Annotated in this window: 10 protein-coding genes; 2 read left to right on the forward strand and 8 right to left on the reverse strand. The window is 34.0% G+C overall.

Features of this window, described 5'->3' with window-relative positions; all coding sequences use genetic code 11:
• Positions 1-135: 135 nt before the first annotated feature.
• Both ACMHYH_RS10155 and ACMHYH_RS10160 read right to left on the reverse strand, forming a co-directional pair.
• Positions 136-1,011 carry a DUF1295 domain-containing protein gene (locus ACMHYH_RS10155; RefSeq protein ID WP_414839286.1) on the reverse strand — a complete coding sequence of 292 codons (876 nt, stop codon included), beginning with the start codon at positions 1,009-1,011 and terminating at the stop codon, positions 136-138.
• 136 nt (positions 1,012-1,147) lie between these two features.
• Positions 1,148-1,672, reverse strand: coding sequence for a hypothetical protein (locus ACMHYH_RS10160; protein ID WP_414839287.1), 525 nt, complete (start codon positions 1,670-1,672; stop codon positions 1,148-1,150).
• Positions 1,673-1,883: 211 nt separating this feature from the next.
• Here ACMHYH_RS10160 and ACMHYH_RS10165 point away from each other — a divergent pair, with 211 nt between their 5' ends.
• A complete protein-coding gene (locus ACMHYH_RS10165) occupies positions 1,884-3,128 on the forward strand; it encodes a dicarboxylate/amino acid:cation symporter (protein ID WP_414840388.1) in 1,245 nt (414 codons plus the stop codon).
• A gap of 46 nt (positions 3,129-3,174) precedes the next feature.
• Here ACMHYH_RS10165 and ACMHYH_RS10170 read toward each other — a convergent pair whose 3' ends face one another.
• Positions 3,175-3,618: a MarR family winged helix-turn-helix transcriptional regulator gene (locus tag ACMHYH_RS10170; protein ID WP_414839288.1), complete on the reverse strand. Its 444-nt coding sequence runs from the start codon at positions 3,616-3,618 to the stop codon at positions 3,175-3,177.
• Between the two features lie 149 nt (positions 3,619-3,767).
• On the opposite strand from ACMHYH_RS10170, the gene ACMHYH_RS10175 reads away from it, so the two are divergent.
• On the forward strand, positions 3,768-4,370 hold the full coding sequence (locus ACMHYH_RS10175) for a nitroreductase family protein (RefSeq protein ID WP_414839289.1): 603 nt from the start codon (positions 3,768-3,770) through the stop codon (positions 4,368-4,370).
• Between the two features lie 887 nt (positions 4,371-5,257).
• Here ACMHYH_RS10175 and ACMHYH_RS10180 read toward each other — a convergent pair.
• The 5 genes from ACMHYH_RS10180 to ACMHYH_RS10200 form a co-directional block, all read right to left on the reverse strand.
• A complete protein-coding gene (locus ACMHYH_RS10180; protein WP_414839290.1) occupies positions 5,258-6,607 on the reverse strand; it encodes an MATE family efflux transporter in 1,350 nt (449 codons plus the stop codon).
• A gap of 437 nt (positions 6,608-7,044) precedes the next feature.
• Positions 7,045-7,827, reverse strand: coding sequence for an ABC transporter ATP-binding protein (locus tag ACMHYH_RS10185; protein ID WP_414839291.1), 783 nt, complete (start codon positions 7,825-7,827; stop codon positions 7,045-7,047).
• Between the two features lie 18 nt (positions 7,828-7,845).
• The gene (locus ACMHYH_RS10190; protein WP_414839292.1) at positions 7,846-8,898 is read right to left on the reverse strand and encodes an aliphatic sulfonate ABC transporter substrate-binding protein; all 1,053 of its coding nucleotides are present in this window, start codon (positions 8,896-8,898) and stop codon (positions 7,846-7,848) included.
• A gap of 1 nt (position 8,899) precedes the next feature.
• The gene (locus ACMHYH_RS10195; RefSeq protein ID WP_414839293.1) at positions 8,900-9,682 is read right to left on the reverse strand and encodes an ABC transporter permease; all 783 of its coding nucleotides are present in this window, start codon (positions 9,680-9,682) and stop codon (positions 8,900-8,902) included.
• A 133-nt stretch (positions 9,683-9,815) separates the two neighbouring features.
• Positions 9,816-11,513 (reverse strand): FAD-dependent oxidoreductase, encoded by a 1,698-nt coding sequence (locus tag ACMHYH_RS10200; protein ID WP_414839294.1) that lies wholly within the window; start codon positions 11,511-11,513, stop codon positions 9,816-9,818.
• Positions 11,514-11,529: the final 16 nt, after the last annotated feature.

Below are 11,529 nucleotides of genomic sequence, written 5' to 3' on the forward strand. Positions count from 1 at the left end.
TGAAATAAGCCTCTTTTTCGACTAATGGATACGTAAAAATAAAATCTAAAAAAGCTCTGTACAAAAGGCGATGGTCTACCTTCTGCACGGAGCTTTTTGAACTTTATTTAGTCTAATCCTTATAATGGATTGCTTTTATTTTTTAGCCCAAGGGAAAAGCATTGGAACTTTTTTTGTGTATTCTTCCCATGAATCGTATTTCTCCATATTTTTCTCTAACAATGGAGTGGATACTTTTATTAATACTGTACTCATTAAAATAGGTGAGATGATTAGAGCAATATAATACCATGGATTTACAGAACCAGTAAAGAACAATGTAATCCCACTTGCATACAATCCAACCCATATTAATATTTCCCCAAAATAGTTTGGGTGACGTGTGACGGACCATAGCCCTGTTTGTAAAAGTTTGCCTGAACCTTTACTAATGTGTTGTCTTAACTGTTCGTCACCGACTACTTCAAAGAATAATCCTATTAATGCAATAAGTAATGCCGCATAAACAAAATACTGATGACCTGAGTTAAAACTAAATTCATTGTACTTGATTACAGAATAACTCGCAGACCCAACAACAAAGTTGATAATACCTTGGACCATAAAGACTCTAAAGAAAGCAATAATAACAACTTTATCGCCCCACTCTTTACGCCATTGTGCGTATCTGAAATCTTCGGGTTTTCCATAATTTCTTTTTAGTAAACGTAAGGATAATCTCAAACCCCATACAGTAATAAGTCCAACAATAGCATAAGATAATATTGTAGGGTCTTCTGTTACAAGTAATGTAAGCCAACTTCCTACAACAAAGCCCATACCCCATCCGATATCGACAATCGAATTATTTTTAATAATCGTTGCTATAATAAAGATTGTTGTAAAATAAACAAAGGTAAAAATTAACGGAACTAATAAACCATCTAAGCCGATATTAGTAAACCCTTGTGTTGCAATTGCTAATGTCGCAAAAAATAAAATAGTATAAATAACAATTCTTCTTTTATCCATGATGCACCTCTTTCCATTTTCATAAAGTATACCATACCCTTAAGTAAAGTAAATTTATGTGCTTACTACTCTACAGCACCGTTTACTAAATGAATTTTTAGCTGCTATTCTTAAAAAACCAATTAGTCTTCTACTACTATTTTTCGTAAATCTCAAAATAATAATCCGTTGATCCATCATCACTAGTATTTTTCCCACTTAAGTCACCATACGATGCTGCAGAAGCTAAGCTAGCTTCATTATCTAAGTTAACGTTTGCATCCGATAGTAGATTTAAGGATAGTAAATAATAATAATCTCCATGATTAACTGAAATAACGGTATCTATTTTATCTCCATTTGGAGTACGTTCAATAATATCGTATGTTGGATGACCTTTATACGATTTTTTTTGTCTATAGTCGCGAACTTGAAGTAATTCATTTACGACATTTTTATCTTTTTCTCCCATTTCAACTATGGAACTAGCGGTAAAATAGCTATCACTAACTACTACCAGTTTAGAAGGTCTGTTCATTTTACTATTTTCTTCTAATTTTTCTTTTGTCAATCCAGTATAAAATTCATTTCCTTTTACAAAAATAGTTTCATCAGTGATGCTGTCACAGCCTACTAATACGAAAAACAACAGAGTATACGCTACTAAATAAAGTTTTTTCATAAAAATCTCCTTTTATAAATGAGTATATGACTTTAAGTTGCTTTTGTATAGACTTTAAATAACAACTAGAATAATAGACCATGATGGAAAATATAAATGCCTACAGTGAGACTAAGTCGTTTATTTTGCGATCACTCTTTGTTATTGTTTTGACAATTGACTGTTTAAATAGTATTCTATATAGAATTAAGTTGAGAATGGAGGAGTTAGTATAGATAAACAAAAGAAAGTTAAAATTGGACTTGTACCAAAACTGTTAATTGCCATTGGTTTGGGAGTGTTAGTGGGACAATTAACCTTTGTACCAGAATTCTTACTTCAAATCCCTGTTACTTTGTCTGCTTTATTTAGCCAATTGTTGGCCTTTATTATTCCTTTAATGATTGTTGGTTATGTTATCAAAGGTATCTCTGATTTAACAGATGGGGCTGGAAAGTTACTTGGCCTTAATGTTTTGATGGCCTATTCTAATACTCTGATTGGCGGATTTATTGCTTATTTCTTAGCTTCAAGTCTTTTCCCTTTATTTATTGACGCTTCTATAAGAGAAACCGTTCAAACTGAAGGAACTGAACTAACTCCACTCTTTACTCTACCACTGGAGCCTTTATTTGGAGTCACATCAGCAATTGTCTTTGCTTTCTTGTTTGGAGTCTTTATTTCTTGGTTGCGTAAAGAGAAAAAGGGCGAAGTCATGTATCATTTCTTCACTGAATTTGGTGAAATTATTACTCAAATTTTAAAAACACTTATTATTCCAGGTCTACCGATTTATATTTTTGGGAATTTTTTAAATTTAAGTTACAGTGGTGCAGTATTTTCTCTTCTATCTGTTTTTTGGAGAGTATTCATCGTCGTGATTGGTTTGCAATTATTGCTTCTTATTCTATTATTTGTACTAGCTGGACTTTACACTGGAAAAAATCCGCTTACTTTATTAAAAAATCAATTACCTGGCTATTTCACAGCTCTAGGTACGCAATCTTCTGCCGCTACTATTCCTGTTAATATGGAATGTGCTCGCAAAAATGGGGTCTCAAAAGAAATCAGAGAATTTGTTATCCCGCTAAGTGCAACTATTCATCTTATGGGAAGTGTCGTTACTATTACTTCATGTGTGACAGCTGTACTCTTGATGTTTGATATGCCTCATAGTTTTGGAATGATGGCTGGCTTTATTGCTACTTTAGGTGTCGCGCTTGTTGCTGCTCCCGGTGCTCCTGGAGGGGCAATTATGAGTGCAATTCCATTTGTTTATATGGTCGGTATTGATCCAACTGGTTCATTGGGCAATCTGCTTATCTCTCTTTATATTACTCAAGATAGTTTCGGGACAGCAGCGAACGTTTCTGGCGATAACGCTATTGCACTCGTAATCGATAAAGTCTATAGTAAATATATTGTGAATAAAGAAGAACTTATTGAAGACACCACGTTTAGTCGAGTTAATCATTAACTTATTTTTAATAAAAAGGAGACTAGGAATTTTTCTAGCCTCCTTTTTAGTCTCCTTTTAACTCGCTTGTTCTTATTATTCCTTTTCCAAACAGTTTCATTAACTCAATTAATGCTACTTTATCTTCTTCCGTAAATTCTTTCAGCAATTCGTCCAAGTACTCCATATGCTTTGAATGAACGGCTTCAAATCTTTTTTTCCCCTCTTTTGTAATCTGAATCCAAAAAATGCGTTTGTCTTGTTCATCTTGTATTTTTTCTACATCATGTGATTTAAGCAATTTATTGACTGTATGAGTGATTGTTCCACTACTAATAACAGCTACTTCGCCAAGTTTTTGAGTTTTAGCCCTCTCAACTTCATTTAAATAGGCCAAAATAGGATACAAGCTGAATGGCATACCTAACTCTTCAAGATTTTTACTTAAATTTTCTTGAAGTGCATGAGCCATTTTTCCAAATACAACCATTAATTTAATATTTGTTGTCATTATTTTCCCTCCACTAGATAATTAAATGCTTATTTTCTATCTTTTTTAATATCTTTATGTTAAGATAAATATACCATATAAATATCTTAATATAAAGATATTTATATGTTTCATTAATAAGCACGATCATCTGAGGAGGAATACAGTATATGGACAATCAATACGTTGATTTATTAAAAGAACGTCGCTCTATTTATACACTAGGTAAACATGTTTCTTTATCTAACGAAAAAATCATGGAATTAGTAAAAAAAGCTATCAAAGAAAGCCCTTCTTCATTCAATTCACAAACTTCACGTGCAGTTGTCTTATTTGGAGACTCTCATGAAACCTTATGGGATTTAACAGAAGCTGCTTTGAAAGAAGTTATTCCTAAAGGACAAGATTTTGCTCCAACAGTAGGAAAATTAAATTCTTTTCGTGCTGGATATGGAACGATTTTATTCTTTGAAGAAATGAGTACGGTTAGAAAACTACAGGAACAATTTGCATTATATGCAGATAACTTCCCAATCTGGTCAGAACAAGCTTCTGGAATAGCACAGCACTCTGTCTGGACTACATTAGCAACCGTAAATATCGGAGCTAGCTTGCAACACTACAATCCATTGATTGATGATGCTGTTCGTTCGCAATGGAATTTATCTGCTGACTGGAAGTTGCGTGCCCAAATGCCATTTGGTTCTATTGAAGCACCTGCTCAAGATAAAGAGTACATGGATGATGACGAACGTGTTCTTTCTTTCAACTAATAAGTAGTTAAAGAGTCAAACAGTAGCGATTAAAGCTACCGTTTGACTCTTTATTTTGTCTAAGCTATAAATAAAACCGATCTCTCCAAACATTTTTTACAGTTTGATCTAGTGCATTACATTTATGTGAATGACTTGTCTACTAATGTATAGCCAATACCAGTACATTTTAAAATACTGGTAGAAAATAATGCTACATATTTCAGATTTTTTATAAAAGTAGAGGAGTCTGATAAAAAATCTATCTACTAGACATACTAGTACAAAGAAAAATTCAAGAATAAATGACTGAAAAAACGGCTGTTAGACACAGCGAAAATCTTTAACAATATAAACCGATAATAGTCCTGCATTGGAATCTTGTAAATTCAAGGTTCTTTTACTATTTTGGTATATAGTGTGATTAATATGTATGTTTTTATACAACCTATTCTAAAGGTCATCGTTTTAAAAGTATCCTAGTTCATTTATTTATTCTGTTTGAGTCATCTCATTGGCTACTTATTGACTGGATATTCTTCTTTTTAAGAGTTCTATTTCTTTTTTCAGATTATTATTTTCTTCTTTTAATTTCACTATACATAAGCTATTATAAATTACACTTGCTATTATAAGAAATACTATCAATACAGTGATAGGCATCTTTGTCGCCTCCTCTTAAATGAATAGTTAACCAATCATTTTATCTATTTACCTTAGAGAATGAGTTTATTTCCATTAATCTTTTTACTAATTTCATTATCTCTTAAAGAACATAAGAAAACAAGTTATTGTAAGTATCCATCACAAAATAGCTGCTCCTCTATTCTACTAAAAAACTAAAAAGCAGCAACTAAATGAGCAGAGTAACGTTTACTCCTGCGTAATTTTAGTTGCTACTTTTTATTCTATAATGTCGAATGGTTGTTTTTACTATGCCATCTTTTATGATAATAATAAACAGTCAAAAGTACAATAAATTCTGATGCTGGAACGGCAAGCCATAAACCTGTCAAACCAAATAATTCAGGCAGAATCATGAGCATTATCAGTAACACAATTATGCCACGTGCTGCAGTAATCCATGTTGCCATTCGAATTTGTCCAATAGATTGATAATAAGTCATCATGACAAAGTTGGTTCCCATAAAGAGATAGGCAATGAAAAATAATTTAATCCCTGATACTGCTAATACTACGACTTCTTCAGGGAAGTCGCCGAACAGTCTGACGATTTGTGTGGCAGCAAACTGCCCAATAAGCATAAATAAGATACCCGCTATCAGAGCTGTTCCAATTGCGAGTTGAATTGTTTTTTGTATCTTCTTTTCATCCTTAGCGCCTTTGTAATAGCTAATTAACGGTTGAATTGCTGATCCCATTCCTAGAAACAATAACAACATGACACTATGAACGTAATTTAATACCGCAAAAGCAGAGACACCAACTGTTCCTGCAAGATTTTCGGATACGATATTGTGTGAAACTGTAAAAAATGAAATACCTACTTCTGCTAGAAAACTTGGAAAACCGATAACTAAAATGAGACCGATCAACTTTTTATCAATGGTAAAACGTACAAAACGCAAATTATTATTTTTCTTAAAAAAATGCGTACTAAGGATAATAAGACCCACTAATGCACCAATAAGTGTTGCAGTGGCCGTACCTTTTACTCCAAAGTCAAAAATAAATAAAAATACATAATTTAGAATGATATTAACAACTGATGTAACAATAAGTGCAGTCATTGCTGTATTCGGACCACCATCATTACGAACTAAAATACTAAAAGCATTCTCCGCTGTAAAGATAAATCCAAAAAGCAATAAAATATTTAGATAATCTGATGTATACCCAATTGTATCTGCATTCGCGCCCAACAAATAAGCAAGTTCTGTTCTAAAAACAAAAGCAGAAAACCCAATCATTATCGTTAAAACTAGTATCAAACTAATCGCTTGTGAAAAAATAATCCTTGCTTGATCTGGCCGTTTGGAACCCATCATGACAGAATAACGAGTTGCCGCACCTACACCTATCCATAGCGACATCGCTACGAATATACTATAAACAGGTGCAGCAATACCTACACCTGCTAGAGCAACTGATCCGAGTTTGTTGCCGACCATAATTCCATCAATAATAATATTAACAGCCATTAATAACATCCCAACAACAGAAGGAACTAGATACCTTATGAATGATTTCCCTACTGACTCCGTATCTAAACTAGTTACTGCTTCTTTTCTCCCCATTGTTACTTCAAATCCTTTTCTACTTATTTTATTAAAGATATCGGACTATTTTTTAGATTGAAGTAAACGACTCAATTATCTTTTAGTTCTTATTGAAAATAGTGTTGAATAACTATTTTGTTTCATTTGTATCATCTTAGGCCTCACTAACTTCGCTGAATAAAAACGAGCAACACGTCTATTCGATACAATTTCATTTTAACGTATGCCTACTTATTAAAGCCATTTCAATAAAATTGTGTCTACTTTTTTTAGTCTTAGTAGTGTGATAGTAATACAGCTCTAGTATTAAGTCAACTTGAATGCTTAACTGTCATTCAAATTATAAACGCACTTTCTTTATTCAGTAAAAAAAACTACTGAAATAAATCAGTAGTTTTTTACTCTTATTTTTAAAAGCGCCTTATCTTTTCCGACAGTCTTATTCAACTAGGCTATTAAGAGATTGCTTTAAGGATAGCATATTTTTGTTTCATAAATTCACTATCCTCCTCAATACGATACTCTTTATCATTCAAAACTTTTTCAGAATAAGGAACAGAAAAGACACTTTGAATCGTACCAGGATTTTTAGACATTACGGCTACTTTTGTCCCTAATAACAATGCTTCTTCAATATCATGTGTGATTAATAAAATAGTCTGATTGTTTTTTTTCCACAATACTCTTAAGAAATCTTGCATTTTTAATCGAGTGATTGCATCCAATGCGCTAAAAGGTTCATCCATTAAAACAAGTTTAGGCTTATTTGCAAGAACTCTGGCTAAAGAAACACGTTGTTTCATTCCACCAGAAAGCTCGAAAGGATAATGATTAGCAAAATCACTTAACTCAATTTGCTCTAAATAATAATCGCTACTCTCTTTTATCTCTTCTTTGCTTTGTTTTCGCATCCGTGGTCCATACTCAATATTTTTACGAACGGTTAACCATGGATATAAGGTTGCTGATTGGAATACCACCCCTCTTTTCCAATGTGGTCCTTTGATTATCTCGTTCTCCATGCGGCTTTCCCCACTAGTTGGTTCAATATAGCCCGCTATCGTTTTCAGCAACGTACTCTTTCCACATCCTGAAGGACCAACTAGACAAAAGAAATCACCTTGATTAATCGTTAAGTCGATATCTTTTATCGCTTGAACGACTGAATTTTTCGTCGTATATTCATAATTGACGTGGTCTAGCTCAACCACTGGCGCGTTGTCAGCTGTTTGTGTCATTTCCCACATCTCTCCGTTCTATTTTTCTTCCTTTAAAGTATCTTCGATATAACTGGTTTTAATAAACTCATCTATGTCTTTTTTATCTGGAATTGCCTTAATTGACTTTTGTTCTTTCAGAAACTTTGCTGTGTCTAAAAATACTTGTGAAAATTCTCCTTGTTGATCATCTGTTCCCAGATAAGGTGCAGAAACTTGTTCATCACTCGTTAACCACGTGGTCGCTTCCATTTGTTTTATAGCTTCTTCTGGTGTAATATCTAGCTGTTTCGCAGCTGCTTTAGCTGCCTCTTCAGGAGATTCACGATAGAAACGAACAGCTTCATCAAGTGCACGGATATAATCAGATACTAATTCAGGATATTTTTCAGAGAAATCTTTGTGCACAACATCAATATTTGCCGTCATATAGCCTTTATCAGCCAATACTTTGCTATCGATGATAACATCTCCTGATTTTTTTAATTCAGATAACGATGGCTCCCACGTATAGGCCGCATCAATATCGCCTCTTTCCCAAGCAGCGAAAATACTACTTGTTTCCATGTCAAGAAGTTGAATGTCTGATTCAACACCTGCATCTTGCACGGCTTTCAATAAGCTATAATGAGACGTTGAGCTAAAAGGAGTAGCTACTTTCTTACCGGCTAAATCCTTTACTTCTTTGATACCAGATCCTTTTCTCGCAACAAGAGCTTCATTTGACCCTAAAACTTCATGAATCCAAATCAATTCAACCGGAATACCTGTTGCTAATGCAACAACCGAGTTGGTATAACCCATTTCAGCAAAGTCAATACTACCTGATGATAAAGCTTGATTTGCAGCTACTCCTGAATCAAAAAATAAGAACTTGGTTTCAATACCTTTATCTTCAAAGTACTGTTTGAAAAATCCTTTTGAAATAGCAACCTCTTTATCATTTGGAACACGGATAATTCCAATGGTGACTTCTTCAGGTAATGCATCACTAGCTTCTTCTTTTGAAGAGCTACAACCTGTTAAAAAAACGATAACAACTGCTGTTAGAACAAGTGAGAATAATTTATAGTGTTTTCTTAATTGTTTCATATTATTGTTTTCCTTTCCAAAAGACAAGTTTAGTTTCTAGTTTTCTTAGGCCCCAATCTAGTAGCACACCCGTAATTCCCATGATAATAATTCCAATGAACATAATATCACTCTTCAAATATCGGGAAGCATCAATAACCATCCAACCAACACCAGATGTAGCTGCAACCATCTCTGCAGAAACAAGAGTCGTATAAGCAATACCGATTGCTGTTCTTAAACCTGTAAATACTTCAGGCATACTTGCTGGTAAAACTACTGTGAAAAAGATATCTTTTTTAGATGCACCTAGGGACTCTGCGCTCAATAAATAATTTTCATCAATAGTCGACACTGCAGAAACACAAGCAAGGTAAATAGGCGCAAAAGCAGCTAAGTAGAGCAGCGTTATTTTAGAAGACTCATCAATTCCGAGCCATAAGATTAAAAATGTATAGTAAGCTAAAGGAGGCAGTGGACGATAAAATTGAACAACGGAATCTATAACTGCACGAAATCGTTTAAAGTAACCACTCATTAAACCTAACGGAACAGCCGTAATAAACGCTAAAGAAGATGCAATAAATAACCGGTATAAACTAATACCTACATGCGACCATAAAGGAATTCCATTGTACCCATTTTGCATGATCTCTATAAAAGAATAAATCACTTGCTCAGGAGAAGGAATCAATCGTGAAGAAACCAATCCAAATTCGGTGACTAAAAACCAAACAAGAAAGATTGTTCCCCAAGTAGCATACGTATAGACACGAAAATGCTCTTTTCTTTTCATTTTTTTCATTATTCACCAACTTTTATGATTTAGTTATTCTTTTTTTAAAAATTAATAAAAAACAGAATAAGGCTGGGACATAATGTCCTAGCCTTTTCTTGCCTGTTCAAACTTTCATTTCAGTCTATGCTGTACGTTTGGATCAAACCCACGCATAGTCTGTCATAATTGGTTTACGATTTAGACGTTGGTCATTGAAATATTCATACATACTGATACCCAGGAATGAACCCATTACGTTATAAATATTTTCATATCCCATCAGATTCAGCGCTTTAACCATATTGTAGCTACGTTGACTTGATAAGCAGTGAATATAAACCGGTTGATCTTTTGGTATTTCATCTAAACGGTCACGGAATTGGCTTAGTGGAATATTTATAGCGTTGTTTAAATGGCTTTTTGCATATTCGCCTTCTTCACGTGCATCAATAATAAACGCATCATTTTCAACTAATGATCTCACCTGTGTAACAGGAACTTGGTTAAAATCGCCATTCAAGACATTTAATCCGACTAAAGCAGCCATATTAACAACATCTTTTGCTGTACCAAACATTGGTGAGTAACACAATTCTAATTCTTTTAAGTTTTCTAAGTCACCATGCATCGTAATCATAGTTGCAATAACGTCGATTCGTTTATCAACGTTTCCTTGACCAATTGCTTGTGCACCTAAAATACGACCTGAAGGATTAGCAAAAATTAATTTGAAGAATAACGGTTTAGCATCTGGCATCAATCCAACCATGTCTTTAGGAATCACATATGATGTTAAGTAATCAATGCCTTCTGCTAGACATTGTTTTTCAGTTAGTCCGGTTGCAGCTGCATTCATATTGAAACACTGAACAACTGAAGAACCGATAACACCCGTGTTGCGATGTGCTTTGCCATACATATTATCCGCTGCTGCACGTGCTTGACGTTGAGCAGGACCAGCTAATGTTAAACGGGTTGGTTTCATTGTAATTAAGTTTGTAACTTCAATTGCATCTCCTACTGCATAGATATGTTGATCTGAAGTCTGGTAATGTTGATTAACTTTGATTCCGCCTGTTGTTCCGATTTCAAGTTCAGCTTGTCTAGCTAGGCTTGTTTCAGCTAAAACGCCAATGGCCATAATAACGATTTCAGCTTTGATTTCTGTACCAGATTGTAAAATAATTTTATCGTCTTTTACTTCAGCTATTCCATCTTCTACAAATAAATCTACTCCATGGTCCATAACTTCTTTGTGTAAAATTTGAACCATATCATAGTCAAATGGAGCCATAATTTGATTCGCTGCTTCGACTAATGCAACATTCTTATTATCCAGTTTCAAGTTTTCTGCCACTTCAAGACCAATGAATCCTCCACCGATAACAACAGTGTCTTTAACATCATTTTCTATTATATATTTTTTAATTCTGTCAATATCTGGAACGTTACGAACAGTGAAAACATGTTTTTTATCGATACCTTTAATGCTTCTTGGTAAAATAGGATTTGCACCCGGTGATAAGACTAACTCATCGTATGGCTCTATTTTTTCTTCACCAGTTAATACATTTTTAACAACGATTGTTTTTTCAGCTTTATTAATAGACAGTACTTCATGATTTACACGTGCGTCAATATTGTATTGACTAGCAAAGCCTTCTGGTTTCATTAAAACTAAATCTTCTGCTTTTTCTACGATACCACTTAAGTGAAAAGGTAAAGCACAGTTAGAAAAAGAAACGTAAGGACCTTTTTCAAACATAATAATTTCTGCTGTTTCATCATTTCTGCGAGCTCTTGCCGCTACTGATGCTCCACCAGCAACGCCACCAATAATTAATAGTCTTTTACTCATAACTAAATTCCTCCTA

Source organism: Carnobacterium sp. TMP28, assembly GCF_047553015.1.
Classification (GTDB): Bacteria; Bacillota; Bacilli; order Lactobacillales; family Carnobacteriaceae; genus Carnobacterium_A.

What these genes read in the sequence shown, in the direction of transcription:
- ACMHYH_RS10155 (WP_414839286.1), bottom strand. Translation starts at nt 1,011, where the DNA reads ATGGATAAAAGAAGAATTGTTATTTATACTATTTTATTTTTTGCGACA.
- ACMHYH_RS10160 (WP_414839287.1), bottom strand. Translation starts at nt 1,672, where the DNA reads ATGAAAAAACTTTATTTAGTAGCGTATACTCTGTTGTTTTTCGTATTA.
- ACMHYH_RS10170 (WP_414839288.1), bottom strand. Translation starts at nt 3,618, where the DNA reads ATGACAACAAATATTAAATTAATGGTTGTATTTGGAAAAATGGCTCAT.
- ACMHYH_RS10175 (WP_414839289.1), top strand. Translation starts at nt 3,768, where the DNA reads ATGGACAATCAATACGTTGATTTATTAAAAGAACGTCGCTCTATTTAT.
- ACMHYH_RS10180 (WP_414839290.1), bottom strand. Translation starts at nt 6,607, where the DNA reads ATGGGGAGAAAAGAAGCAGTAACTAGTTTAGATACGGAGTCAGTAGGG.
- ACMHYH_RS10185 (WP_414839291.1), bottom strand. Translation starts at nt 7,827, where the DNA reads ATGACACAAACAGCTGACAACGCGCCAGTGGTTGAGCTAGACCACGTC.
- ACMHYH_RS10190 (WP_414839292.1), bottom strand. Translation starts at nt 8,898, where the DNA reads ATGAAACAATTAAGAAAACACTATAAATTATTCTCACTTGTTCTAACA.
- ACMHYH_RS10195 (WP_414839293.1), bottom strand. Translation starts at nt 9,682, where the DNA reads ATGAAAAAAATGAAAAGAAAAGAGCATTTTCGTGTCTATACGTATGCT.
- ACMHYH_RS10200 (WP_414839294.1), bottom strand. Translation starts at nt 11,513, where the DNA reads ATGAGTAAAAGACTATTAATTATTGGTGGCGTTGCTGGTGGAGCATCA.